Here is a 22749-nt window from a genome sequence, read left to right on the forward strand (position 1 = left end):
ACCTGGGGGAGACAGTGCGGACTCTGGCGTACGGATTCTGGCCCTCGCCGATCGACGCGGGCCTCGCCGCCGCGCACGACGGGCGGCCCGACTTCGTCGGCTTCGTCGGTGACGAGGCGTGGTGGACCGAACCGCGGCCCGCCGAGGGCGGCCGGCGCACCCTCGTGCGCCGCCGCGCCGACGGGCACGAGGAGTCGGTGCTGCCCCCGCCGTGGAATGTGCGCAGCCGCGTCATGGAGTACGGCGGGCAGCCGTGGGCCGGTACGGCCACCGACGACGGTGGGCCGCTCGTCGTCTTCGTGAACTTCGCCGACCAGCGGCTCTACCGGTACGAGGAGGGCGCCGAGCCGCGTCCGCTCACCCCGGTGTCCCCGATGGGCGGTGGACTGCGCTGGGCGGAGCCGCTGGTGCGGGCCGACCTCGGCGAGGTGTGGTGCGTCCTGGAGGAGTTCACGGGGGAGGCGCCCACCGATGTGCGGCGCGTCCTGGCCGCCGTGCCGCTGGACGGATCGGCGGCGGACGACCGGGACGCCGTGCGTGAACTCACCGACGGACGGCACCGGTTCGTCACCGGGGCGCGGCTCTCGCCGGACGGGCGGCGGGCCGCGTGGCTGGCCTGGGACCACCCCCGGATGCCCTGGGACGGCACCGAACTGCTCGTCGCCGAGATCACCGCCGAGGGGACGTTCGAGAACCCCAGGACCGTCGCGGGCGGACCCCAGGACTCCGTCGCCCAGGCCGACTGGACGCCCGACGGCCGTCTGCTGCACACGAGCGACGCCGGCGGCTGGTGGAACCTGTACCGCGACGGCGAGCCCCTGTGCCCGCGCGAGGAGGAGTTCGGCGGGCCGCTGTGGCAGCTCGGCCTGCGCTGGTCCGCCCCGCTCGACAGCGGCCTCGTCGCCGTCCTGCACGGACACGGCGCCCTGCGCCTCGGCGTCCTGGACCCCGAGACCGGCGAGATCGTCGACGTGCCCGGCCCCTGGACCGAGTTCGCGCCGACGCTCGCCGTGCACGGGGAGCGGGTCGTGGCCGTCGGCGCCGGCCCGCACACCGCCCACGAGGTCGTCGAACTGGACACCCGCACCGGCCACTGCCGGGTGATCGGCGCCGCCCACCAGGACGCCGTGGACCCCGCCTACTACCCGCAACCGCGGATCCGCACCTTCACCGGCCCCTCCGGCCAGGACATCCACGCGCACGTCTACCCGCCGCACCACCCGGACTGCGCGGCCCCCGACGGCACCCTGCCGCCGTACGTCGTCTGGGCGCACGGCGGCCCCACCTCCCGCTCGCCCCTCGTCCTCGACCTGACCGTCGCCTACTTCACCTCGCGCGGCATCGGCGTCGCCGAGGTCAACTACGGCGGCTCCACCGGATACGGCCGGGCCTACCGCGAACGGCTCCGCGAGCAGTGGGGCGTCGTCGACGTCGAGGACTGCGCGGCCGTCGCGCTCGCCCTCGCCGACGAGGGCACCGCCGACCGCGAACGGCTCGCCATCCGCGGCGGCAGCGCGGGCGGCTGGACGACGGCCGCGTCGCTGACGAGCACCGACGTCTACGCCTGCGGCACGATCATCTACCCGATCCTCGACCTGACCGGCTGGGGCACCGGGGAGACGCACGACTTCGAGTCGCAGTACCTGGAGAGCCTCGTCGGACCGCTCGCCGAGGTACCCGGCCGGTACGAGGAACGCTCGCCCGTGACCCGCGCCGACCGGCTCACCGCGCCCTTCCTGCTGCTCCAGGGCCTGGACGACGTCATCTGCCCGCCCGCCCAGTGCGAACGGTTCCTCGCCCGGCTGGAGGGGCGCAACGTGCCGCACGCCTACCTCGCCTTCGAGGGGGAGGGCCACGGGTTCCGGCGCGCGGACACCATGGTCCGCGCCCTGGAGGCCGAACTGTCCCTGTACGCGCAGGTCTTCGGGTTCGACCCGCCCGGCGTCCCCACCCTGGAGCTCGACGAGTGACCCCGCCCCTGAAGCCGTTGCGCCGGCCGGACCGGCTCGCCGCCGGCGCCCGCGTGGCCGTCGTCGCGCCCAGCGGGCCGGTGCCGGAGGAGCGGATCGAGGCCGGTCTCGACGTGCTGCGCGGCTGGGACCTCGACCCCGTCGTGGCACCGCACGTCCGCGGCCGGCACGACCGGTTCGGCTATCTCTCGGCCGCGGACGCCGACCGGGCCGCCGACCTCCAGCGCGCCTGGTGCGATCCGTCCGTCGACGCCGTGCTGTGCGCGCGCGGCGGCTACGGCGCCCAGCGCATGGTCGACCTGCTCGACTGGGACGCGATGGCGGCGGCCGGACCCAAGGTGTTCGTCGGGTTCAGCGACATCACCGCGCTGCACGAGGCGTTCGCCGTGCGGCTGGGGCTCGCCACCCTGCACGGCCCGATGGCCGCCGGCGTCGACTTCATCAAGCATGCCCGGGCCCAGGACCATCTGCGAGCCACCCTCTTCGAGCCCGAGACGGTGCGTGTCATCGCCTCCGGCGGCTCCGCGCTCGTACCGGGCCGGGCCCACGGCGTCACCCTCGGCGGCTGCCTCACCCTGCTCACCGCCGAACTGGGCACCCCGCACGCCCGTACCTCGGCGCACGGCGGCCTGCTCTGCCTGGAGGACGTGGGGGAGGAGCCGTACCGGCTCGACCGTGCCCTCACCCAACTCCTGCGCGCGGGCCTGCTCGACGGGGTGCGGGGCGTCCTGCTCGGGTCGTGGGAGGAATGCGGGCCGTACGACGAGGTGCGCGCCGTGCTGGAGGACCGGCTGGGCGGGCTCGGCGTGCCCGTCGCGGAGGAGTTCGGGTTCGGGCACGGCGTGGGGGCGCTGACGATCCCCTTTGGGCTCGCTGCCGAACTCGACGCCGACGCGGGCACGTTGACGCTGGACGAACCCGCGCTGCGCTGACCACAGGTCACGCTCTGTGACCGTACGGATACGGTCGCCGGTCGCTCGTCGTGCGAGGACCCGGGTCCGGGAGCATGCTGGAGGCATGGCCCCGAAGACGTCCCGCCGCGCACCGAGCGCGGACGGCCGGCGGGGCGGCCTCGCGGGAGCGCTGACCCCCCGCCGGATCGCCGCGCTGGTGCTGCTCGCCCTCGGCCTCGTCTTCATCTTCGAGAACACCGAGGACACCGAGATCCGGCTGCTGGTCCCCGTGGTGACCATGCCGCTGTGGGTCGCCCTGCTCGGCATGGGCGTCATCGGCGCGCTGGTCGGCGCCCTGTCGCTGGCACGCCGGCGCCGCTGACGGGACGTAGGCTGACCGGATGCCGCACCACCCCGCGTCCCCCTACCTCGCCGAAGGCCCCCGTGTGGGCATACGCCACTTCACCTACGAGGACGGCGCCGAGTTCACCGCCCGCGCCCGCGAGAGCAGGGAACTGCACCGGCCCTGGCTCTTCCCGCCCGACACCGCCGCCGCGTACACCGCGTACGCGGGACGGCTCATCGAGGACCGCACCAAGGCCGGCTTCCTGGTCTGCGCCAAGGACGACGGCGGCGCCCTCGCCGGCTACATCAACATCAACAACATCGTCCAGGGCGCCTTCCGCAGCGGCGCCCTCGGGTACGGCGCCTTCGCGCACGCCGCCGGGCGCGGCCTCATGCGGGAGGGCCTGGACCTCGTCGTGGACCACGCCTTCCAGATGATGGGACTGCACCGGCTGGAGATCAACGTGCAGCCCGGCAACGCCGCCTCCATCGGGCTCGCCCGTGCCTGCGGGTTCCGGCTGGAGGGCTACTCGCGGGACATGCTGTTCATCGACGGCGCGTGGCGGGACCACGAACGCTGGGCGATCACCACGGAGATGCGCGGCCGGCGCTGACCGTGCCGGGCGGCCCGCTCAGGTCCTGCGGTCCGCGTACTCGTAGATCGCCCCGTCCGGGTGCATCGCGATCAGGTTGCGGCCCACCGGCGTCGGGACCGGGCCCGCCACGATGTGCGCGCCCATCTCGCTCAGCACCTTCTGCGCCTCCTCGACGTCGGAGACCGCGATCGTCGCCGCGACCTTGCGCAGCACCTCCAACTCCGCCTGCGGCCCGCTCATCAGGAGGAAGCACCCGACCGCGGCCACCTGCACACCGCCGCGCTCGAAGCGCTGGGCCGTGCCGCCGGCGAGGCGTTCGTAGAAGGGGACCGCGGCCTCCAGGTCGTCGACGCACACGCGCAGCGTGGCTCCCAGAATCTCCATGGCGGAAAGCCTAGGGCGTGTCCCCGGCGCCGGTGATCGCTTCACGCGATCCCCTCACTCCCCGTTACCCGACGGTCCGTTCGGGTACCCGCCGGCCATGGACCGCTTGGATCATCTTGAGCATCTGGACAAGCACCTGGTCGACGAACTGGCGCAGGTGGCACGGGAGACCGTGCGCGACGAACTGCGCGAGCAGACGCGCCGGCAGCGCCGCCGGGCCGCGCTCTACGCCGGATCGGGCGCCGCCGCGCTGTACGCCGGAGCGGCCCTCACGCTGGCCCTGGGCCTCGGCCTCGCCGCCGGGCTGCCCGACTGGGCCGCCGCGCTCATCACCGCGGTGGTCCTCGGTGCGGTGGCCTTCGCCCTGCGTGCGGCGGCCCGCCCGTCCCGGGGCCACGCGGACGCGACCGCGGCCCACGGACCCTCCACGGAGGTCCGGGGCACGCCGTACCCGCCGATGCCGTCGGCACCGCCCACCACGGGCCAGGCACCGGCCGGCCCGCCCGAGCACCGGTAGCCGCCCCGGCCGCCCGGCCGGGTGAGCCGGTGCGGGCGACGTTTGGGGGCACGGGGCAGGGGGACGCGGAAGGCTCCCGAGGTATGCGACACGCGATCGACAAGGCCGGAGGCCCACCGTGAGTCGACCCCGCATCGTGATCGTCGGCGCCGGATTCGCCGGGTACCGTGCCGCCCGCACCCTGTCCCGGCTCACCCGGCACCAGGCCGACATCACCCTGCTCAATCCGACCGACTACTTCCTGTACCTGCCCCTGCTGCCCCAGGTCGCCGCCGGCATCCTGGAGCCCCGCCGGGTCACCGTCTCCCTCTCCGGCACCCTGCCGCACGTCCGGCTGGTGCTCGGCGAGGCCGACGGCATCGACCTCGACGGACGCACCGTGCGCTACACCGGGCCGGAGGGCGAGGGCGGCACCCTCTCCTACGACCGGCTCGTCCTCGCCGCGGGCAGCGTCAACAAGCTGCTGCCGATCCCGGGCGTCGCCGAGCACGCCCACGGCTTCCGCAGCCTGCCCGAGGCGCTCTATCTGCGCGACCACGTCACCCGGCAGATGGAACTCGCCGCCGCGGGCGACGACCCCGCGCGCTGCCAGGCGCGCTGCACCTTCGTCGTGGTCGGCGCCGGATACACCGGCACCGAGGTCGCCGCGCACGGCCAGCTGTTCACCGACGCCCAGGTGCGCAAGCACCCGCTGCGCGGCGGGATGCGCCCGCGATGGATACTGCTCGACATCGCGGACCGCGTCCTGCCGGAGCTGGACGAACGGCTCGCCCGCACCGCCGACGAGGTGCTGCGGCAACGCGGCGTCGACGTGCGGATGGGCACCTCCGTCAAGGAGGCCACCCACGACGGGGTCCTGCTGACCGACGGCGAGTTCGTGCCCACCCGCTCCCTGGTCTGGTGCGTCGGCGTACGGCCCGACCCGCTCGCCGCCGCCCTCGAACTGCCCCTGGAACGGGGTCGGCTGCTCGTCGATCCGCACCTCCAGGTGCCCGGCCGCGCCGACCTGTTCGCCGCCGGGGACGCGGCCGCCGTACCCGACCTGGAGAAGCCCGGCTCGTACACGCCGATGACGGCCCAGCACGCCTGGCGGCAGGGCAGAACCGTCGCCCACAACGTCGCCGCCTCCCTCGGCCTGGGGGAGCGGCGCGCCTACCGCCACCGCGACCTCGGCTTCGTCGTCGACCTGGGCGGTGTCAAGGCCGCCGCCAACCCGCTCGGCGTGAACCTGTCCGGAGTGGCGGCGGGCGCCGTCACCCGCGGCTACCACCTCGCCGCGATGCCCGGCAACCGGGTGCGGGTCGCCGCCGACTGGGTGCTGGACGCCGTACTGCCGCGCCAGGCCGTGCAGTTGGGCCTGGTGCGCTCGTGGTCGGTGCCGCTGGACACCGCCTCCCCGGAGCTGGTCCGCATGCCCGGCGGCCCGGACGGGGTGAAGGCGCCGGAGGGCGACGAGCCGGCGAAGGACGCGTCCGGGGAGTCCGACCCCATGCGGGACCCCGACGCCGTCAGGCACCCCGAACCCCCGGGCCCGGTGAAGCGCCCCGAAGGCCCGGAGCAGCGCGAGGAGAAGGCGCAGCACCGCAAGAAGTCCACCGCCTCGACCTCCCGGAAGGGGACCCATGAACACCGATGAACTCGTCGAACTCGGCCAGCAGCTGCGCGTGGACAGCGTGCGGGCCTCCGCCGCCGCGGGCTCGGGCCATCCGACGTCGTCGATGTCCGCGGCCGACCTGGTGGCCGTCCTGTTCGCCAACCACCTGCGCTACGACATGGACCGGCCCGAGCACCCGGGCAACGACCGTTTCATCCTGTCCAAGGGCCACGCGTCGCCGCTGCTGTACTCCGCCTACAAGGCCGCCGGGGCCATCGAGGACGGGGAGCTCCTCACCTTCCGCAAGCTCGGCAGCCGCCTCGAAGGACACCCCACACCCCGCCGTCTGCCCTACGTCGAGACCGCCACCGGATCGCTCGGGCAGGGCCTGCCCATCGGCGTCGGCGTCGCCCTCGCGGGGCAGCGCCTGGACCGCACCGGCCACCGCGTGTGGGTGCTGTGCGGCGACAGCGAGCTCGCCGAGGGCTCCGTGTGGGAGGCCGCCGAGCACGCCGCCTTCGAGGGCCTGGACAACCTGACCGCGATCGTCGACGTGAACCGGCTCGGGCAGCGCGGCCCCACCCGGCACGGCCACGACCTCGACGCCTACGCCCGCCGCTTCCAGGCGTTCGGCTGGCACACCATCGAGATCGACGGCCACGACGTGGACGCGATCGACCGCGCCTACGGCGAGGCCCGCTCCACCACCGGCCAGCCCACCGTCGTCCTCGCCCGCACCCTCAAGGGCAAGGGCGTCGAATCCGTCCAGGACCGCGGCGGCCTGCACGGCAAGCCGCTCCCGGAGGCCGACGAGGCCATCGCCGAGCTCGGCGGCCGCCGCGACCGCACCTTCCACGTCCACGAGCCGCACACCTCCGGCCAGCCGCGCCCCGTGCCGTCCGGGGACACCGACCTGCCCCGCTGGGACCAGGGCGAGAAGGTCGCCACCCGGGACGCCTACGGCCACGCGCTCGCCGCGCTCGGCTCCGGCCACGGCGACGTCGTCGCCCTCGACGGTGAGGTGAGCGACTCCACCCGCGCCGAGTTCTTCGCCAAGGAACACCCCGAGCGCTTCTTCGAGTGCTACATCGCCGAGCAGCAGCTCGTCGCCGCCGCCGTGGGCCTGGCGACCCGCGGGTGGGTGCCGTACGCGTCGACGTTCGCGGCCTTCCTGACCCGCGCCCACGACTTCGTGCGCATGGCCGCGGTCAGCGGTGCCGGGATCAATCTGGTCGGCTCCCACGCGGGCGTCGCCATCGGGCAGGACGGCCCGAGCCAGATGGGCCTGGAGGACCTGGCGATGATGCGGGCCGTGTACGGCTCGACCGTGCTGTACCCCTGCGACGCCAACCAGACCGCCAAACTCGTCGCGGCCATGGCGGGCCTCGACGGCGTGCGCTACCTGCGCACCTCGCGCGGCGCCGACCCCGTGCTGTACGGCCCCGACGAGGAGTTCCCGGTCGGCGGCAGCAAGGTGCTGCGCTCCGGCGAGCGGGACCGGCTGACCCTGGTCGCGGCCGGCGTCACCGTCCACGAGGCGCTCGCCGCCGCCGACACACTGGCCCGCGACGGCATCGACGTCCGGGTCGTCGACCTGTACTCGGTCAAGCCCGTCGACCGCGAGACGCTGCGCCGGGCCGCCGAGGAGACCGGCTGCCTGGTCACCGTGGAGGACCACCACGAGGAGGGCGGGCTCGGCGACGCCGTCCTCGACGCCTTCTCCGACGGGCGCCCCGTGCCCCGGCTGGTGCGCCTGGCCGTGCGGACGATGCCGGGCTCGGCCTCGCCCGACGAGCAGCTGCACGCCGCCGGCATCGACGCCGCGTCCATCGCCTCGGCCGTCAAGCTGCTCGTCGAGGAGGCGGTCGTACGGTGACCGACGGCGACGGCGCCACGACGGTGCGGGCGGGCCGCCGCACCGTCGAGGTCAAACGCGCCGACAAGGTGCTCTTCCCCGGCGGCGCCGGAGCGAAGGAGTACACCAAGGGCGACCTGATCGACTACCACCGGGCGATCGCACCCCACATGCTGCCGCATCTGCGCGACCGCCCGCTGATGCTCGAGCGGCACCCCGACGGCCTCGACGGCCCGACGTTCATGCAGAAGAACACCCCGGAGCACTACCCGGACTGGATCACCCGGGTCGAGGTCCCCAAGGAGGGCGGCACCGTCACGCACACCGTGTGCGACGACACGGCCACCCTCGTGTTCCTCGCCGACCAGGCGTGTGTGACCCTGCACCGCTGGCTGTCCCGCACCGGCACGGCGGGCGGCCTCGACCAGCCGGACCGCCTGGTCTTCGACCTCGACCCGTCGGTGGACGACTTCGAACAGGTCAGAGAGGCCGCGCGCCGGCTGCACGAGCTCCTGGACGAACTGAGGCTCCCGTCGGCGCCCATGACGACCGGCTCGCGCGGCCTGCACGTCGTCGTCCCCCTCGACGGCCGGGACGACTTCGGCACCGTCCGGGACTTCGCGCACGAGGTCGCCGCGACGCTGGCCGCGGCCCACCCGGACCGGCTGACCACCGCCGCCCGCAAGAAGGACCGCGGCGACCGCCTCTACCTGGACGTCCAGCGCAACGCCTACGCCCAGACGGCCGTGGCCCCCTACACCGTCCGCGCCCTGCCCGGCGCCCCCGTCGCCACCCCGGTGACCTGGGACGCCGTCGACGACCCGGAGCTGCACGCACGCCGGTGGAGCATCGCCGACGCCGTCGAACAGGCCGGGACGAACCCCTGGGCGGGACTCGGCCGGGCGCGGGCCCTCGGGCCGGCCCGCCGCCGCCTCGCGACCCTGCGCGACTGACCGGGCGCCGCCCGTCATCGGACGCAAGTCGGCGGTTTACGGGGCGCTTTCCGGGCCACACGGCGTAGGAGGCGCCCATGAATGATTCACAGAACACATCCAAGTCATCCAGACGACAGACGGACGGGACTGGCAAGGGGCCGACCCCGATGGAGGTCCTGCGCGAGGCGCGGGCCCAGCTCGCCGAGCTCACCGGCATGGAAGCGGAGACCGTGACGTCCTTCGATCGCACGGAGGACGGCTGGACCCTCGAAGTCGAGGTCCTGGAACTGTCCCGCGTCCCCGACACGATGAGCCTCATGGCGAGCTACCAGGTCGAACTGGACTCCGAGGGGCAGCTCACCGGATACCGGCGTCTGGGCCGGTACGAGCGGGGGCGTTCCGACGCCCGGCGCGGCGGCCGCTAGGCCCGCGCCCCCACAACCAGCACCCCGTCCCCGAGACAAGGAGGAACGGTCCGCATGACCGTTGTCCCGGCACAGCAGACCGGCGGCGGAGGCGGCAGCAGCGGCCTCTACGACGTACTTGAGCTTGTACTGGACAGGGGACTCGTCATCGACGCGTTCATCCGGGTATCCCTGGTCGGCATCGAGATCCTGAAGATCGACGTGCGTGTCGTCGTGGCGAGCGTCGACACCTACCTGCGCTTCGCCGAGGCGTGCAACCGGCTCGACCTGGAGTCGGGCCCGAACAAGAGCCCCGGCCTCCCGGAGATCGTCGGTGAGGTCACCGAGTCCGGCGCGCGGGGCAAGTCCAAGGGCGCGCTCTCCGGAGCCGCCGAGACCATCTCCGACGCCTTCAAGCAGGCGCGGGAGGAGAGCGGCGAGGAGCGCCCGCGGCGCACCCGTAAGTCCACGGCCTCGTCGCGCCGGAAGGAGGAGCAGGAGTGAGCACGTACGTGTACGGCATCACCGCGAGCTCGCACCCCGCCCTCCCCGAGGACATGGGCGGTGTCGGCGACCCGGCGCGGCCCGTGCGGGTCCTGACCCAGGGCCGTATCGCCGCCCTGGTCAGCGACGCCCCGGAAGGGCTGCGGCCCAAGCGCCGGGAGCTGCTCGCGCACTCCAACGTGCTCGCCGAGGCGGGCGCCGCGGGGTGTGTGCTGCCCATGCGGTTCGGCAGCGTCTCGCCCGACGACGAGACGGTCCTCTCCGTGCTCGCCGAACGCGCCGACCACTACGCGGAGCGGCTGGCGGCCCTGGAGGGCAAGGACGAGTACAACGTCAAGGCCAACCACGTGGAGGACGCGGTCCTGCACCGCGTCCTGTCGGAGAACCCCGAGCTGCGGGCCATGACGGAGGCCAACCGGCAGGCCGGCGGCGGCAGCTACGACGACCGGCTGCGGCTCGGCGAGATGGTCGCCGCTGCCGTCAAGGCGCAGGAGGCCCAGGACGCCACCGACGTCCGGCACACGCTGGAGCCGGCCGCCGCCGACATCAGCGTGGGCCCCGACTCCTCGGGCTGGCTCGCCAACGTGTCGTTCCTGGTCGCCCGGGACGAGGCGGACGCGTTCCTGGCCGCCGTCGAGCAGCTGCGCAAGGGGCACCCGCACCTCGAGGTGCGGCTCAACGGCCCGCTGCCGCCGTACAGCTTCGTCGAGCCGGGTCCGGGCGACTCCGGTCTCGCGGAGACCGCCGGCAGCGGCACGGCCGGCGAGGTCGCCAGGGAGTGAGTCATGGGACTGCTCGGAGAGATCCTGCTGCTGCCGTTCGCCCCGGCGCGCGGCAGCGGCTGGGTCATCAAGAAGGTGCTGGAGGAGGCCGAGCGCCTCTACTACGACCCCAGTGCCGTGCGCGCCGAACTGGCACGGCTGGAGGAGCAGTTGACCGCGGGCGAGATCGACGAGGAGGAGTTCGACCGCCGCGAGGACGAACTGCTCGACCGGCTCGACACGGGACTGCGCGCAGGCTACGGGAACGGTGACAGGACGGCATGATGAACCGAGTTGGACTGGGCCTCGCGATAGGGGCCGGATACGTCCTCGGACGGACGAAGAAAGCCAAGATGGCCTTGGCGGTGGGCAGTCTCGTCGCCGGCAAGAAACTGAACCTCACCCCGAAGGCGCTGGCCGAGCTGGTCACCACGCAGCTCGCGGGCAACCCGCAGTTCAAGGAGCTCGGCGACCAGCTGCGGCAGGATCTGAGCGGGGTCGGCAAGGCCGCCTCCGGGGCTCTCGTCGAGCGGCAGATCGCAGCGCTCGCCGACCGGCTGCACGGCCGTACCGCCGAGGTGCGCGAGCAGCTGGCGGGCGGCGGCTCCGACGACGACCGTGACGAGGACGCCTACGACGAGGACGAGGCGCCCGAGGACGACGAGCCGCGCGCCGACGACGACGCCGAGGACTCCGGCGACGGGGAGCGCGAGCAGCGGGCCCCGGCCAAGAGGGCCGCCAAGAAGGCTCCGGCGAAGAAGACGGCGAAGAAGGCTCCCGCCAAGAAGACGGCGGCCAAGAAGACCGCCCCCGCGAAGAAGGCGGCGGCGAAGAAGACCGGCTCCGCCCGGTCCGCGTCCCGCAGGGCGACGGGCGGCTCGCGACGGTCCCAGGGTGGTGACGGAGCATGACCGAGACACTCGGCTCCGCGGGCTCCGCGGCCGGCGGGGCGGCGAAGAAGCAGCCGCTGTCCGACCTCGCGCACAGCGAGGCGGCCGACCGGCTCAAGAGCGAGGTGCAGGACTACCTCGCCGCCCAGGCCCAGCGCCTGCTCGTCGGCACCGGCCGCAAGCTCGGCGAGGCCACCGGCAAGCTCAACGACATCGCCGAGGGCAACAGCCCCGGCTTCGCCAAGCTGGCCCTGGACGGCGGCAAGAAGCTCGCCGAGGGCAAGGGTCCCGTCCGCAGCGCGCTGGAGCTCGGCGCGGGCCGGGCCAAGGACAGTGTGGTCGGCGCCTTCAAGAACCTCGGCGGCAAGGGCGGCAAGGGCAAGGGCAAGAAGGCCGGCAACAAGCCCACCGTCATCATCGAGTACGTCGACGTCGGCGTGCCGCTGCGGACCGCGTACGACCAGTGGACCCAGTACCAGGACTTCAGCACCTTCGCGAAGGGCGTCAAGAGCGCGAACCGCGCCGACGACACCACCTCCGACTGGCAGGCGAAGATCTGGTGGTCCAGCCGCAGCTGGAAGGCGCAGACCACCGAGCAGGTGCCGGACCAGAAGATCTCCTGGAGCTCGGAGGGCGCGAAGGGCACCACCAAGGGTGTCGTCTCCTTCCACGAGCTCGGCGAGGACCTCACCCGGGTCCTGCTGGTGATCGAGTACTACCCCTCCGGGTTCTTCGAGAAGACCGGCAACATCTGGCGCGCCCAGGGCCGCCGGGTCCGGCTCGACCTCAAGAACTACGTCCGCTTCATCACCCTCAAGGGCGAGGCGGAGGACGGCTGGCGCGGTGAGATCCGCGACGGCGAGGTCGTCCGCAGCCATGAGGACGCGGTCGAGGAGGAGGAGCAGGAGCGCGAGGACGACGAGGCCCGCGACGAGACCGAGGGCGACGGCGACGAGCCCGAGGCGTACGACGAGGACTCCGAGGACGGCGACGAGCCGGCCGACGAGGAGGAGCCGGAGGCCGAGTACGACGAGGAGGCCGAGCCCGAGGACGAGGAGGACGAGCCCGAGGACGCCTACGAGGACGAGGGCGAACCCGAGGAGGGCTACGAGGACGAGGAGGAGCCGGAGGCCGAGTACGACGAGGAGGCCGAGCCCGAGGACGAGGCCGAGCCCGAGGCTGAGCCCGAGGACGAGGAAGAGCCCGAGGGCGAGGAAGAGCCTGAGGAAGAGCCTGCGGGCGGCAGGAGCCGGCGATGACCACGCCGAGCAGGCTCCCCGATCCGTACGGCCAGGGCGGCGGAGCCAACCTCGCGGACATCCTCGAGCGGGTGCTCGACAAGGGTGTGGTGATCGCGGGCGACATCCGGATCAACCTGCTCGACATCGAGCTGCTCACGATCAAGCTGCGGCTGATCGTCGCCTCCGTCGACAAGGCGAAGGAGATGGGCATCGACTGGTGGGAGGACGACCCCGCGCTGTCCTCCCGCGCCCGGCACAACGAACTCGCCCGAGAGAACGCCGAGTTGCGTGAGCGACTTGCCCAGCTGGAGCCGGCCAGGCCCCAGCGGGAGGAGGCCCCATGAGCGGTCTGCGCTATGTCTACGCCGTCTGCCACCCCTACGAGTCCCCCCTGCAGCGCCAGCTGTCGGGGGTCTCGGGGGCTCCGCCGAAGCGGCTCACCCATCACGGGCTGGTCGCCGTCGTCAGCACCGTGCCCGAGCACGAGTTCACCGAGGAGGCGCTGCGCGCCAACCTGGAGGACCTCGACTGGCTCACGGCGACCGCCCGCGCGCACCAGCAGGTCATCGACGCCCTCACGGCCGTCACCAGCCCGCTGCCGCTGCGCCTGGCGACCGTCTTCCGTGACGACAGCGGCGTCCGCAGCATGATCGAGGCCCGCGAGGAGGAGCTGCGACGGGTCCTGGACCGGCTGTCGGGCCGGGTGGAGTGGGGCGTGAAGGTGTACGTCGAGAAGCCGCCCGAGTCCTCCGACGACACCGAGGCCGGCCGGCCCGCGGCGAAGGCCGTGTCGGGGCGCGACTATCTGCGCCGCCGCCGCGACCGGACCCGCGCGCAGGACGACGTGTGGCAGCGCGCCTCGGAGTTCTCCGACCGGCTGCACGCGACCCTCTCGGCCTTCGCCGAGGACTCCCGGATGCACGCCCCGCAGAACTCCGCGCTGTCCGGCGCCACCGGCCAGAACGTGCTCAACGCCGCCTATCTGGTGTCGCGCGCCGAGTCGGAGGAGTTCGTGGAGCTGGTGGACCGGGAGAAGGACGACGTGCCCGGCATCCGGGTCGAACTCACCGGACCCTGGGCGGCCTACTCCTTCGCCGGCGAGTTCTCGGACGATCCGGGGGTGGAGTCGTGACCGTCGTCGAACGGCGGGAGATCGCCCTCGTGGACCTGCTCGACCGGCTCCTCGCCGGAGGTGTGGTCGTCAAGGGGGACATCACGCTGCGCATCGCCGACGTCGACCTCGTCCGCATCGACCTGAACGCGCTGATCAGCTCCGTCAACGAGCAGGTCCCGTCGCCCTGGGGGGACTCGCCATGACCGAACGACGCAACCGGCTCGACCTCGAACCCGACACCGTCGAACGGGACCTGGTCAAACTCGTCCTGACCGTCGTGGAGTTGCTGCGCCAGCTGATGGAGCGGCAGGCGGTGCGCCGCTTCGACGAGGGCGGCCTCAGCGAGGAGCAGGAGGAGCGCATCGGCCTGACGCTGATGCTCCTCGAGGACCGCATGGCCGAGCTGCGGGACCGCTACGGCCTGCGGCCCGAGGACCTGAACCTGGACCTCGGGCCGCTGGGCCCCCTGCTGCCCCGGGAGTGAGCGCGGCCCGGCGGTGATCCAGGGCGGGGCCCGTTGGTGATCCGGCCGGCTCAGGCGGACTTCAGGCGTCCTTCCTGCACAGGACCTCCCCGTGCAGGACGCCGAACCAGCCGTCCTCCTGACGCCCCCACTCCCGCCAGGCCTCCGCCACCTCCCGCAGCTCGTCCGCCGTGGCGTGCCCGCCCCCCGTGGCCCGGTCCGCGTAGGCGGAGGCCACCGTGCGGTCCGCCCACAGCCCGCTCCACCAGGCCCGCTCCTCGGGCGTGGCGAACGTCCACGTGGCCGAGGTGCAGGTGACGTCCGTGAGCCCGGCCGCCCGCGCCCAGGCCTTCAGCCGGCGCCCGGCGTCGGGCTCGCCGCCGTTGGCGCGGGCGACCCTGCGGTACAGGTCCAGCCAGGCGTCCATGCCGGCGGACGCCGGATACCAGGTCATCGCCGCGTAGTCGGAGTCCCGTACCGCGATGAGACCGTTCGGCCGGGTGACCCGCCGCATCTCGCGCAGGGCTGCCACCGGGTCGCCGACGTGCTGGAGCACCTGGTGCGCGTGGACCACGCAGAACGTGTCGTCCGGGAAGTCCAGGGCGTGCACGTCACCGACCGTGAAGTCCACGTTCTTCAGGCCCCGTCCGGCGGCGGTGGCGCGCGCCTGCTCCAGGACGCCCGGCTCCCGGTCGACCCCCGTGACCCGCCCCTGCGGGACCAGGGCCGCCAGGTCGGCGGTGATGGTGCCCGGACCGCAGCCGATGTCCAGGATCCGCATGTGGGGCTTCAGGTGCCCGAGCAGATAGGCCGCCGAGTTGGCGGCGGTGCGCCAGGTGTGCGAGCGCAGGACGGACTCGTGATGTCCATGGGTGTAGACGGCGGTCTCCCGCGTCCGCGACGGGCTCTCGGGCATGGCTGATCCCCTCGTGTCGACGTACCGGGGCGGCGCACCGCCGCGCCGGGCGATACGCGTCACCGTACGCCGTCGTCCCGCATGGTGATATCCATGTATCACCATGCGGGACGAGGCAGGTGTTCAGGAGCCCGGCAGCGGGCGGTACACCGTCAGCGCCTCCGGCAGCTTCTCCAGCGTCAGCTCGCCCTCCACCTCGGCGACTTCACCGTCGTACGCCAGCAGGGTCCCCGGCTCCACGTCCGACAGCCGCAGCCGGCCCACCTGGACGGCCGCGTGGACGGGGGAGCGGCTCAGCGGGCCGGCGACGGCGGCGGCGAGCAGCCGCAGCGCCGGGCGGCGCCCGCCGTGCACGACCCGGACGTCCAGGACGCCGTCCGCCAGGTCCATCCGGCGCGCGGGCGCGAGCCCCACCCGGTGGTAGGTGCCGTTCCCGGCGAACAGCAGCCACAACGGGTGGGCGCGGCCCGCGGCCCGTGCCCGCAGCGGGTGCCGGTCCCGGCGCAGCACACGGGCCGCCGCGAGCACCCCGGCGGGCCAGTCGCCGACGGTGGGCGCGAACCGGTCCCGCTCCCGCACCAGTTCCGGATACACGCCCAGGCTGCACGTGTTGAGGAACACGCCCTGCCGCCCCGGTGTCCGGAACCGGCCCACGTCCACGCGCACCGCCTCGCCGCGCAGCACGGCCCGGCTCAGATCGGCCTCGTCCTCCACGCCCAGGTCCAGCGCGAAGTGGTTCAGGGTGCCGCCGGGCAGCACCGCCAGCGGCAGCCCGTGCCGCAGCGCCACCTCGGCCGCCGTGTTCACCGACCCGTCGCCCCCGCACACCCCGAGCACCCGGGCGTGCCCGGCGGCCCGCTCCAATGCGGCGCCGATGTCGGAGGGTTCGCACGCGACGATCTCGGCGCGCGGCAGCAGGTCCTCCAGGGCGCGCACCCGGTCCGGGGTGCCCGAGCCCTTGTTGACGACCATCACCAGGCCGTCCCCCTCCACCAGCGCGGGCACGTCCGCGTGCGGCCGGGCCGGCGGGACCCGGGGCTCGCGGGTCGGCACCAGCCCCCGTACGGCGAACGCGGCGCCCGCCCCGAGCGCCGCGCCCACCAGCACGTCGCTCGGGAAGTGCACCCCCGTGTAGACCCGGGACAGCGCCACCGACCAGGCGACCGGCGCCACCACCAGACCCCACTTCGGCGACTCCAGGGCGACCCCGGTCGCGAACGCGGCCGCCGACGCCGCGTGGCCCGACGGGAACGACGTGGTGATCGGCTGCCGCTTCAGCTGCCGCACCCGCGGCACCGCGTCCAGCTTCGGCCTGGGCCGGCGCACCGACCGCTTGCCGAGCGTGTTGATGGTCAGCGACGCCAGGCCCAGCGAGGCCAGTCCACGCGCCGCCGCCCGGCGGCCCCGGGGCGAGCGGGAGGCGGCGAGGGCGGCGGCCGCGGCGAACCAGAGCACCCCGTGGTTGGCGCTCCGGCTCAGTCTCGGCAGGACGGGCTCGGCGAACGGCCAGTTCCGCTCGGCCGCGAACTCGAACAGCCGGGAATCGAGCGCGAGGAACCGGTCGCGCAGCGCGTGCCGGCCGGGCAGGGGGACGGTGAGGTCGACGTCTGGGCTCATACAGCCCTGGGTACCCTGAACCGGCCCCAGGCTGTCCGGCCCACGCGGACCGACACACGAAGGAACCCCTCCATGCGCCTGCTGCTCGTCCGCCACGGCCAGACCACCGCCAATGTGGACTACCTGCTCGACACGGCACCCCCGGGAGCGCCGCTGACGGCGCTCGGCGAACAGCAGGCGGCCGCCCTGCCCGACGCGCTGGCCGACGAGGACATCGAGGCGGTCTACGCCTCCACCCTGATCCGCACGCAGGACACCGCCGCGCCGCTCGCCGCCGCCCGGGGCCTCGAGGTCAAGGTGCGCGACGGCATCCGCGAGGTCTTCGCCGGCGACCTGGAACTGCTGCCCGGCCACGACGAGCGGGCCGAGCCGTACATGCGGACCGTGTTCGCCTGGGCCGCCGGGGAGACGTCCCTGCGGATGCCGGGCGGCGAGAGCGGCGACGAGGCGCTGGGGCGCTACGACGCGGTGGTCGCCGAGGCCGCGCGGAGCGGGGCCCGGACGGTCGCCATGGTCAGCCACGGCGCCGCCATCCGCATGTGGATCGCGGCCCGCGCCGCCAACGTCGACGTCGCCTTCGCCGCGGCCCACCCGCTGCAGAACACCGGCGTCGTGATCCTCGAGGGCACACCCGGTGAGGGCTGGAAGGCGCTGTCCTGGGCGGGCGCGGTCGTGGTTCCGGCCGGCGAGGGCGGACCCACGGGCCGTCCCGTCGACGAGGAGGCGTAGGGGTCCCGGCGCCGGCCCGCGCGATAAGCGTTTGCCCGGGATCCCGGCCGCCCCGCAGAATGCGGCCTCATGGGACATCTGGAAGCCGCGCACCTCGAGTACCACCTCCCCGACGGGAGGACGCTGCTCGGCGATGTCTCGTTCCGGGTGGGGGAGGGCGCCGCCGTAGCGCTGGTCGGGCCGAACGGCGCCGGCAAGACCACCCTGCTCCGGCTGATCTCCGGCGAGCTGAAACCGCACGGGGGCACCGTCACCGTGAGCGGCGGGCTCGGCGTGATGCGCCAGTTCGTCGGCTCCGTACGCGACGAGACGACCGTGCGCGACCTGCTGGTCTCGGTGGCGCCGCCCCGCATCCGGGAGGCCGCGCGGGCCGTCGACGCGGCCGAGCACGCGATCATGACGGTCGACGACGAGGCCGCCCAGCTGCGGTACGCCCAGGCGCTCGCCGACTGGGCGGAGGCCCGTGGCTACGAGGCCGAGACCCTGTGGGACATGTGCACCATGGCCGCGCTCGGCGTGCCGTACGAGAAGGCGCAGTGGCGGCAGGTGCGGACCCTGTCCGGCGGTGAGCAGAAGCGGCTGGTGCTGGAGGCGCTGCTGCGCGGCACCGACGAGGTCCTGCTGCTGGACGAGCCGGACAACTACCTCGACGTGCCCGGCAAGCGCTGGCTGGAGGAGCGGCTCAAGGAGACCCGCAAGACGGTCCTGTTCGTCTCCCACGACCGCGAACTCCTCGCCCGCGCCGCCGAGAAGATCGTCTCGGTGGAGCCCTCCCCGGCCGGCGCGGACGCCTGGGTGCACGGCGGCGGCTTCGCGACCTACCACGAGGCCCGCCGTCAGCGCTTCGCCCGTTTCGAGGAGCTGCGCAAGCGGTGGGACGAGAAGCACGCCCAGCTGAAGAAGCTGGTGCTGACGCTCCGTCAGGCCGCCGAGAACAGCCCCGACATGGCGTCCCGCTACCGGGCGGCCCAGACCCGGCTGCGCAAGTTCGAGGAGGCCGGGCCGCCGCCCGAGCCGCCCCGCGAACAGGACATCCGGATGCGGCTCAAGGGCGGCCGCACCGGAGTCCGTGCCGTCACCTGCGAGGACCTGGAACTGACCGGCCTGATGAAGCCGTTCTCGCTGGAGGTGTTCTACGGCGAACGCGTCGCCGTCCTCGGCTCCAACGGCTCCGGCAAGTCGCACTTCCTGCGCCTGCTGGCGGGGGAGCGGGTCGCCCACACCGGAAGCTGGAAGCTCGGCGCGCGCGTGGTCCCCGGGCACTTCGCCCAGACCCACGCCCACCCCGAGCTGATGGGCCGCACCCTGCTCGACATCCTGTGGAAGGAGCATGCCCAGGACCGGGGCGCCGCCATGTCCCGGCTGCGCCGCTACGAGCTGACCCAGCAGGCCGAGCAGACCTTCGACCGGCTCTCCGGCGGACAGCAGGCGCGTTTCCAGATCCTGCTGCTGGAACTGGAGGGCGTCACGGCCCTGCTGCTCGACGAGCCCACCGACAACCTCGACCTCGAGTCTGCCGAGGCGCTCCAGGAAGGGCTGGAGGCGTTCGAGGGCACCGTGCTGGCGGTCACCCACGACCGCTGGTTCGCCCGCTCCTTCGACCGCTACCTGGTCTTCGGCAGCGACGGACGCGTCCGCGAGACACCGGAACCGGTCTGGGACGAGCGCCGCGTGGAGCGGGCCCGCTAGTGGAGGAGGGGCCGGTCAGGCCCAGCGGAGCAGGGCGCCCAGGCCGCCCGCCGGGGCCTCCTCCCGCGCGGCGCCGTCGGCCGGCGCGACCGACACGGCGGCGGCGCCCGTGGCGACCGCGGACCGGATCAGCGCGTCGTCGGCGCGGGCCGGCCAGGAGTTCTGCTCGCCGAGGATCCTCAGATCCGTGCGGCGCACCGCCACCTGGTCGGGGTCCTCGCCGATCCACACCTCACGGTGCGCGTCCGGTCCGTCCGGGCGGATCAGCAGTTCGTCGATCCGGTGCTCGCGGGCGGCCTCGACCAGCGCGGGCACGCCCTCCACCGCCCCGGCGCGGCCCTCGCCGTCCGGGGTGCGGGCCGCCAGGAAGCGGTCCATCTCGGTCTCCGCCCGGCCGCGCACGTGCTCCTGGCGGATCCGCTCCACGTCCTCCCGCAGCAGCCTGCTGCCGGAACCGTGCGGGGCCTCGACGACCGCGTCCCGCAGCCGCTGCGGCATCCGCTCGTGCACGGCCCGCCGCTCCCGGTCGTCGCCGACCAGGATCACCAGGTCGGCGCCGGTCTCCTCCTGGCAGACGGAGAGCGCGTCGGCGACCTCGGCCGCGTTGTGCTCCCAGGTGTTCTCCACCTTCAGCTGGAAGTGCCGCTCGGACCAGTCGGACGACGCGGTCCGGTGGACGGGGTGCTCGCGGCCCGTCACCGAGCCGGCGTCCCGCCCGCCCAGGGCGTCCCGCAGCTCGAAGTCCGCGCCCTTGCGGTCGACGTAGGCGATCACGCAGACCGGGTCCTCGCCGGCCAGCTCCAGCAGCGGAGCGGTGTGCGGCAGCGGCGCCCAGTGGGCGCTGTCGCGCTGCGGCGGCCGGGCCAGCGACGGTTGCAGCACCACCTCACCCGCATGGGCGAAGACCGCCCGGCCGTTCGGCTCCGACGAGTGCTCCAGCGCTTCCAGCGCACCGCGCACGGCCGCGCAGGTCGCGGCGTCGCAGCCCTGCTCCTCCAGCGCGGCGGCCATGGCCTGCGCCGTCAGCCGGCGTTCGTGCGGCGTGTCCTCCGTATGCCGGGACGTGCCGACGTACACGGAGGCCCAGGGGCCGGGGTGTTCGTACAGTGGATGCAGAAAGGCGAGGTCCATGACTGTCTCCCGTGCGCCTCTCGGGGGCTGTGTGCTCAGCGGGCGGGTACCCGGACGGCATGGTTGAACACGACGAGCGGGGCACCACGATGACCGGAGTCGACCCCGGCCGGCTGGACGATCAGCAGCTCATGAAGGAGCTGGAGAACATCCACCGGACGCGCCACGACACGCTGCTGTACGGCTCGAACGACGCGCTGCGGGCCCACAACGAACGCATGGCACAGCTGGAGGGCGAGTACCTCCGCCGCAATCCCGGCCGTCTCGTGGCGGCCGGCCGGACCCGCGAGGGCGCCCGCGACCGCGACGCCGGCGGCAGCCCGCCGGAGGCGTCCGGCGCCCCCGAGGGCGGCTGAGCACACGGACGCGCCGGGCCAGGACGTGTGGTCCCGGCCCGGCGCGTCCGCCGGTGCAGCGCGCGCCCGTCAGGCGGCCTGCTTCGCCTCGGTGGCGAACACCTCGAGGTACGTCTGGCAGAACGCCTTCAGGTCGTCCGGCTTCCGGCTCGTGACCAGCTTGCTCGGCGCGTGGTCGCAGACCTGCACCTGCTCGTCGACCCAGGTCCCGCCCGCGTTGCGGATGTCCGTCCGCAGACTCGGCCACGACGTCAGGACGCGGCCGCGCACGACGTCCGCCTCCACCAGCGTCCACGGGGCGTGACAGATCGCCGCGACCGGCAGACCCCGGTCGAAGAAGTCCTTGACGAAGGCGACGGCCTTCTCGTCCATCCGCAGGAAGTCCGGGTTCGCGACCCCGCCGGGCAGGACCAGCCCGCCGAAGTCCCCGGCCGACGTCTCCCCGACGACCTCCTGCACGGGGAAGGTGTCCGCCTTGTCGAGGTGGTCGAACGCCTGGACCTCCCCGGACTGCGTCGACACGAGCACCGGCTCGTGACCGGCGTCCTTCGCGGCCTGCCAGGGTTCGGTCAGTTCGACCTGCTCGACGCCCTCGGGCGCGGTCAGGAATGCGATACGCATGATGTCTCCACGTTCTCGTATGTCGTTCACTCGTTCGGGGCGGCTCTGCCGATGTCGGCGAGCGCCGAGCGCGGGTCGCGGTCCTCGGCCAGGTCCCCGAGGCTCAGCACGCCGACCGGCAGCCCGTCCTCGACGACCGGCAGCCGCCGTACCGCGTGCTCGCGCATCAGCGCGACGGCCGTGGACAGCCGCTCGTGCGGCCCCACGACCACCGGACGCGGCGTGCACACGGCCCCCGCGGCCACGGCCGACGGATCCATGCCCTCGGCGACCGCCCGGACCACGATGTCCCGGTCGGTGAGCACACCGACCACGTCCTGACCGTCCGCGACCACCACGTCACCGATGTCGTGCGTCCGCATCGACCGGGCCGCCTCGGCGAGCGAGGCGTCCGGACGGACGGCGACGACACCCGCGGTCATGACGTCCTTCACCAGCGCGGTCATGGCTGTCCCTCCCTCGGCACGGCCGGCCGGAGGCGCCGCGGCGGTGTCGTCACGACCCGCCGCGGCACCCGGCCGTACGGCCGGATCTCAGCGCCGCCCGCCGCCTGTCAGCGCCTCGGCCAGTTCCTGCACGTTGGCGAACCGCTCGGAGTGCGGCAGGCGCGCCACGGGGTCGGCCAGGGCGTCCGGCGCGTGGGAGCGCCGCAGCTCGCCCGCCAGCTCACGCGGGCCGGCCGGGAAGGAATGCCGGCCGAGGATCCGCGCCAGTTCCAGCCGGACGGTCTCCAGGGACGCCGCCGGCGACCCCGGGGTCACCGGGCCGCCCGCGACCAGCGGATCGTCCTCGGCGGACGGCTCCGGGTCGTGCCACTCCTCGGCCCGGGTGGGGTGCCCGGACCGCAGCAGCCCCTGTAGTTCGTGCTTCATCTCGTCGTCACGGTGAACGCTCAGCCGGTCGCTGCCTCGCTGCATGACTCCCTCCACATCCTTCGGGGCTGCGCACCGCGTACCCGTCCACCGGAGGCCGACACAGGGGTTTGCGGACCGGAACCGGGGTGACCCGGACCTCTCACCCCCCGAGTCACCCCCCGCGCGACGTTCTGGGGAAGGACCCTGTCATGGCACTGCTCGCCGTGCTGCTGCCGATCCTGATGCTCTGCGTGATGCTGGCGCTCGGGCGCTACGAGGACCTCCTCCTGCCGGAAGACCCCGAACCGGTCCCGTCCAAGGCCCGGGGCCTGGTCACGGAACGGGCGGCCGTCCCGGGGGACTGACCGCC

Annotated in this window: 29 protein-coding genes; 22 read left to right on the forward strand and 7 right to left on the reverse strand. The window is 73.7% G+C overall.

The window, feature by feature from the left end:
* Window positions 1-2: 2 nt before the first annotated feature.
* The 4 genes from ACFV46_RS16935 (at window position 3) to ACFV46_RS16950 (ending at window position 3822) form a co-directional block, all read left to right on the forward strand.
* Window positions 3-1970: an LpqB family beta-propeller domain-containing protein gene (locus tag ACFV46_RS16935; RefSeq protein WP_385498774.1), complete on the forward strand. Its 1968-nt coding sequence runs from the start codon at window positions 3-5 to the stop codon at window positions 1968-1970.
* A gap of 8 nt (window positions 1971-1978) precedes the next feature.
* Window positions 1979-2902, forward strand: coding sequence for an LD-carboxypeptidase (locus tag ACFV46_RS16940; protein ID WP_385498775.1), 924 nt, complete (start codon window positions 1979-1981; stop codon window positions 2900-2902).
* An 85-nt stretch (window positions 2903-2987) separates the two neighbouring features.
* Window positions 2988-3245, forward strand: coding sequence for a LapA family protein (locus ACFV46_RS16945; RefSeq protein WP_361927977.1), 258 nt, complete (start codon window positions 2988-2990; stop codon window positions 3243-3245).
* Between the two features lie 19 nt (window positions 3246-3264).
* Complete coding sequence (locus tag ACFV46_RS16950) at window positions 3265-3822, forward strand: GNAT family N-acetyltransferase (protein WP_385498717.1); 558 nt, start codon at window positions 3265-3267, stop codon at window positions 3820-3822.
* 18 nt (window positions 3823-3840) lie between these two features.
* Here ACFV46_RS16950 and ACFV46_RS16955 read toward each other — a convergent pair whose 3' ends face one another.
* Window positions 3841-4188: a VOC family protein gene (locus tag ACFV46_RS16955; RefSeq protein WP_361927982.1), complete on the reverse strand. Its 348-nt coding sequence runs from the start codon at window positions 4186-4188 to the stop codon at window positions 3841-3843.
* 97 nt (window positions 4189-4285) lie between these two features.
* Here ACFV46_RS16955 and ACFV46_RS16960 point away from each other — a divergent pair, with 97 nt between their 5' ends.
* The 14 genes from ACFV46_RS16960 (at window position 4286) to ACFV46_RS17025 (ending at window position 14487) form a co-directional block, all read left to right on the forward strand.
* On the forward strand, window positions 4286-4705 hold the full coding sequence (locus ACFV46_RS16960) for a phage holin family protein (RefSeq protein WP_385498719.1): 420 nt from the start codon (window positions 4286-4288) through the stop codon (window positions 4703-4705).
* 118 nt (window positions 4706-4823) lie between these two features.
* Complete coding sequence (locus tag ACFV46_RS16965) at window positions 4824-6341, forward strand: NAD(P)/FAD-dependent oxidoreductase (protein WP_385498720.1); 1518 nt, start codon at window positions 4824-4826, stop codon at window positions 6339-6341.
* The gene (locus ACFV46_RS16970; protein ID WP_385498721.1) at window positions 6328-8175 is read left to right on the forward strand and encodes a transketolase; all 1848 of its coding nucleotides are present in this window, start codon (window positions 6328-6330) and stop codon (window positions 8173-8175) included. The genes ACFV46_RS16965 and ACFV46_RS16970 overlap by 14 nt, the downstream gene beginning before the upstream one ends.
* Window positions 8172-9107, forward strand: a complete 936-nt coding sequence (ligD, locus tag ACFV46_RS16975; RefSeq protein ID WP_385498722.1) for a non-homologous end-joining DNA ligase — start codon at window positions 8172-8174, stop codon at window positions 9105-9107. Before ACFV46_RS16970 ends, ligD begins: the two co-directional genes overlap by 4 nt.
* 77 nt (window positions 9108-9184) lie before the next feature.
* Complete coding sequence (locus ACFV46_RS16980) at window positions 9185-9514, forward strand: gas vesicle protein (protein ID WP_079034101.1); 330 nt, start codon at window positions 9185-9187, stop codon at window positions 9512-9514.
* A gap of 54 nt (window positions 9515-9568) precedes the next feature.
* A complete protein-coding gene (locus ACFV46_RS16985; RefSeq protein WP_361927996.1) occupies window positions 9569-9997 on the forward strand; it encodes a gas vesicle structural protein GvpA in 429 nt (142 codons plus the stop codon).
* Entirely contained in the window at window positions 9994-10779 is a 786-nt protein-coding gene (locus ACFV46_RS16990; RefSeq protein ID WP_361927998.1) for a GvpL/GvpF family gas vesicle protein, read from the forward strand. Before ACFV46_RS16985 ends, ACFV46_RS16990 begins: the two co-directional genes overlap by 4 nt.
* Window positions 10780-10782: 3 nt before the next feature.
* On the forward strand, window positions 10783-11043 hold the full coding sequence (locus ACFV46_RS16995) for a gas vesicle protein GvpG (RefSeq protein WP_361928000.1): 261 nt from the start codon (window positions 10783-10785) through the stop codon (window positions 11041-11043).
* Entirely contained in the window at window positions 11043-11669 is a 627-nt protein-coding gene (locus ACFV46_RS17000; protein WP_385498723.1) for a DNA primase, read from the forward strand. Before ACFV46_RS16995 ends, ACFV46_RS17000 begins: the two co-directional genes overlap by 1 nt.
* The gene (locus tag ACFV46_RS17005; RefSeq protein WP_385498725.1) at window positions 11666-12907 is read left to right on the forward strand and encodes an SRPBCC family protein; all 1242 of its coding nucleotides are present in this window, start codon (window positions 11666-11668) and stop codon (window positions 12905-12907) included. The genes ACFV46_RS17000 and ACFV46_RS17005 overlap by 4 nt, the downstream gene beginning before the upstream one ends.
* Window positions 12904-13233: a gas vesicle protein gene (locus ACFV46_RS17010; protein ID WP_115505629.1), complete on the forward strand. Its 330-nt coding sequence runs from the start codon at window positions 12904-12906 to the stop codon at window positions 13231-13233. The genes ACFV46_RS17005 and ACFV46_RS17010 overlap by 4 nt, the downstream gene beginning before the upstream one ends.
* Entirely contained in the window at window positions 13230-14021 is a 792-nt protein-coding gene (locus ACFV46_RS17015; RefSeq protein ID WP_385498727.1) for a GvpL/GvpF family gas vesicle protein, read from the forward strand. The genes ACFV46_RS17010 and ACFV46_RS17015 overlap by 4 nt, the downstream gene beginning before the upstream one ends.
* Window positions 14018-14206, forward strand: a complete 189-nt coding sequence (locus tag ACFV46_RS17020) for a gas vesicle protein (protein ID WP_062667128.1) — start codon at window positions 14018-14020, stop codon at window positions 14204-14206. Before ACFV46_RS17015 ends, ACFV46_RS17020 begins: the two co-directional genes overlap by 4 nt.
* Complete coding sequence (locus tag ACFV46_RS17025; protein WP_062667130.1) at window positions 14203-14487, forward strand: gas vesicle protein K; 285 nt, start codon at window positions 14203-14205, stop codon at window positions 14485-14487. Before ACFV46_RS17020 ends, ACFV46_RS17025 begins: the two co-directional genes overlap by 4 nt.
* A gap of 61 nt (window positions 14488-14548) precedes the next feature.
* On the opposite strand, the gene ACFV46_RS17030 is transcribed toward ACFV46_RS17025, so the two are convergent.
* Both ACFV46_RS17030 and ACFV46_RS17035 read right to left on the reverse strand, forming a co-directional pair.
* Entirely contained in the window at window positions 14549-15382 is an 834-nt protein-coding gene (locus ACFV46_RS17030) for a methyltransferase domain-containing protein (RefSeq protein ID WP_385498728.1), read from the reverse strand.
* Between the two features lie 123 nt (window positions 15383-15505).
* The gene (locus ACFV46_RS17035; RefSeq protein ID WP_385498730.1) at window positions 15506-16999 is read right to left on the reverse strand and encodes a bifunctional phosphatase PAP2/diacylglycerol kinase family protein; all 1494 of its coding nucleotides are present in this window, start codon (window positions 16997-16999) and stop codon (window positions 15506-15508) included.
* Between the two features lie 72 nt (window positions 17000-17071).
* On the opposite strand from ACFV46_RS17035, the gene ACFV46_RS17040 reads away from it, so the two are divergent.
* Both ACFV46_RS17040 and ACFV46_RS17045 read left to right on the forward strand, forming a co-directional pair.
* Window positions 17072-17728 carry a histidine phosphatase family protein gene (locus tag ACFV46_RS17040; protein WP_385498731.1) on the forward strand — a complete coding sequence of 219 codons (657 nt, stop codon included), beginning with the start codon at window positions 17072-17074 and terminating at the stop codon, window positions 17726-17728.
* 69 nt (window positions 17729-17797) lie between these two features.
* Window positions 17798-19417 (forward strand): ABC-F family ATP-binding cassette domain-containing protein, encoded by a 1620-nt coding sequence (locus tag ACFV46_RS17045; protein WP_385498732.1) that lies wholly within the window; start codon window positions 17798-17800, stop codon window positions 19415-19417.
* A 15-nt stretch (window positions 19418-19432) separates the two neighbouring features.
* Here the strand turns inward: ACFV46_RS17045 and ACFV46_RS17050 are convergent, their stop codons facing one another.
* Window positions 19433-20548: a Vms1/Ankzf1 family peptidyl-tRNA hydrolase gene (locus ACFV46_RS17050; RefSeq protein ID WP_361928021.1), complete on the reverse strand. Its 1116-nt coding sequence runs from the start codon at window positions 20546-20548 to the stop codon at window positions 19433-19435.
* Between the two features lie 59 nt (window positions 20549-20607).
* Here ACFV46_RS17050 and ACFV46_RS17055 point away from each other — a divergent pair, with 59 nt between their 5' ends.
* Entirely contained in the window at window positions 20608-20904 is a 297-nt protein-coding gene (locus tag ACFV46_RS17055) for a DUF6158 family protein (protein WP_361928023.1), read from the forward strand.
* Window positions 20905-20973: 69 nt separating this feature from the next.
* Here the strand turns inward: ACFV46_RS17055 and ACFV46_RS17060 are convergent, their stop codons facing one another.
* The 3 genes from ACFV46_RS17060 to ACFV46_RS17070 all read right to left on the reverse strand — a co-directional run bounded on the left by ACFV46_RS17060 (window position 20974) and on the right by ACFV46_RS17070 (window position 22442).
* Window positions 20974-21525 carry a type 1 glutamine amidotransferase domain-containing protein gene (locus ACFV46_RS17060; RefSeq protein ID WP_361928025.1) on the reverse strand — a complete coding sequence of 184 codons (552 nt, stop codon included), beginning with the start codon at window positions 21523-21525 and terminating at the stop codon, window positions 20974-20976.
* 26 nt (window positions 21526-21551) lie between these two features.
* Window positions 21552-21971 (reverse strand): CBS domain-containing protein, encoded by a 420-nt coding sequence (locus ACFV46_RS17065; RefSeq protein ID WP_361928027.1) that lies wholly within the window; start codon window positions 21969-21971, stop codon window positions 21552-21554.
* 87 nt (window positions 21972-22058) lie between these two features.
* Window positions 22059-22442, reverse strand: a complete 384-nt coding sequence (locus tag ACFV46_RS17070; RefSeq protein ID WP_361928029.1) for a DUF2795 domain-containing protein — start codon at window positions 22440-22442, stop codon at window positions 22059-22061.
* 146 nt (window positions 22443-22588) lie between these two features.
* Between ACFV46_RS17070 and ACFV46_RS17075 the strand changes: the two genes are divergently transcribed.
* Entirely contained in the window at window positions 22589-22744 is a 156-nt protein-coding gene (locus ACFV46_RS17075) for a hypothetical protein (protein WP_361928032.1), read from the forward strand.
* Window positions 22745-22749: the final 5 nt, after the last annotated feature.

This window comes from Streptomyces sp. NPDC059852, assembly GCF_042731455.1.
Taxonomy (GTDB): Bacteria; Actinomycetota; Actinomycetes; order Streptomycetales; family Streptomycetaceae; genus Streptomyces.

What these genes read in the sequence shown, in the direction of transcription:
- ACFV46_RS16945 (WP_361927977.1), top strand. Translation starts at nt 2,988, where the DNA reads ATGGCCCCGAAGACGTCCCGCCGCGCACCGAGCGCGGACGGCCGGCGG.
- ACFV46_RS16950 (WP_385498717.1), top strand. Translation starts at nt 3,265, where the DNA reads ATGCCGCACCACCCCGCGTCCCCCTACCTCGCCGAAGGCCCCCGTGTG.
- ACFV46_RS16955 (WP_361927982.1), bottom strand. Translation starts at nt 4,188, where the DNA reads ATGGAGATTCTGGGAGCCACGCTGCGCGTGTGCGTCGACGACCTGGAG.
- ACFV46_RS16960 (WP_385498719.1), top strand. Translation starts at nt 4,286, where the DNA reads ATGGACCGCTTGGATCATCTTGAGCATCTGGACAAGCACCTGGTCGAC.
- ACFV46_RS16970 (WP_385498721.1), top strand. Translation starts at nt 6,328, where the DNA reads ATGAACACCGATGAACTCGTCGAACTCGGCCAGCAGCTGCGCGTGGAC.
- ACFV46_RS16980 (WP_079034101.1), top strand. Translation starts at nt 9,185, where the DNA reads ATGAATGATTCACAGAACACATCCAAGTCATCCAGACGACAGACGGAC.
- ACFV46_RS16985 (WP_361927996.1), top strand. Translation starts at nt 9,569, where the DNA reads ATGACCGTTGTCCCGGCACAGCAGACCGGCGGCGGAGGCGGCAGCAGC.
- ACFV46_RS16995 (WP_361928000.1), top strand. Translation starts at nt 10,783, where the DNA reads ATGGGACTGCTCGGAGAGATCCTGCTGCTGCCGTTCGCCCCGGCGCGC.
- ACFV46_RS17000 (WP_385498723.1), top strand. Translation starts at nt 11,043, where the DNA reads ATGAACCGAGTTGGACTGGGCCTCGCGATAGGGGCCGGATACGTCCTC.
- ACFV46_RS17005 (WP_385498725.1), top strand. Translation starts at nt 11,666, where the DNA reads ATGACCGAGACACTCGGCTCCGCGGGCTCCGCGGCCGGCGGGGCGGCG.
- ACFV46_RS17010 (WP_115505629.1), top strand. Translation starts at nt 12,904, where the DNA reads ATGACCACGCCGAGCAGGCTCCCCGATCCGTACGGCCAGGGCGGCGGA.
- ACFV46_RS17015 (WP_385498727.1), top strand. Translation starts at nt 13,230, where the DNA reads ATGAGCGGTCTGCGCTATGTCTACGCCGTCTGCCACCCCTACGAGTCC.
- ACFV46_RS17025 (WP_062667130.1), top strand. Translation starts at nt 14,203, where the DNA reads ATGACCGAACGACGCAACCGGCTCGACCTCGAACCCGACACCGTCGAA.
- ACFV46_RS17030 (WP_385498728.1), bottom strand. Translation starts at nt 15,382, where the DNA reads ATGCCCGAGAGCCCGTCGCGGACGCGGGAGACCGCCGTCTACACCCAT.
- ACFV46_RS17035 (WP_385498730.1), bottom strand. Translation starts at nt 16,999, where the DNA reads ATGAGCCCAGACGTCGACCTCACCGTCCCCCTGCCCGGCCGGCACGCG.
- ACFV46_RS17040 (WP_385498731.1), top strand. Translation starts at nt 17,072, where the DNA reads ATGCGCCTGCTGCTCGTCCGCCACGGCCAGACCACCGCCAATGTGGAC.
- ACFV46_RS17045 (WP_385498732.1), top strand. Translation starts at nt 17,798, where the DNA reads ATGGGACATCTGGAAGCCGCGCACCTCGAGTACCACCTCCCCGACGGG.
- ACFV46_RS17050 (WP_361928021.1), bottom strand. Translation starts at nt 20,548, where the DNA reads ATGGACCTCGCCTTTCTGCATCCACTGTACGAACACCCCGGCCCCTGG.
- ACFV46_RS17055 (WP_361928023.1), top strand. Translation starts at nt 20,608, where the DNA reads ATGGTTGAACACGACGAGCGGGGCACCACGATGACCGGAGTCGACCCC.
- ACFV46_RS17060 (WP_361928025.1), bottom strand. Translation starts at nt 21,525, where the DNA reads ATGCGTATCGCATTCCTGACCGCGCCCGAGGGCGTCGAGCAGGTCGAA.
- ACFV46_RS17065 (WP_361928027.1), bottom strand. Translation starts at nt 21,971, where the DNA reads ATGACCGCGCTGGTGAAGGACGTCATGACCGCGGGTGTCGTCGCCGTC.
- ACFV46_RS17070 (WP_361928029.1), bottom strand. Translation starts at nt 22,442, where the DNA reads ATGCAGCGAGGCAGCGACCGGCTGAGCGTTCACCGTGACGACGAGATG.
- ACFV46_RS17075 (WP_361928032.1), top strand. Translation starts at nt 22,589, where the DNA reads ATGGCACTGCTCGCCGTGCTGCTGCCGATCCTGATGCTCTGCGTGATG.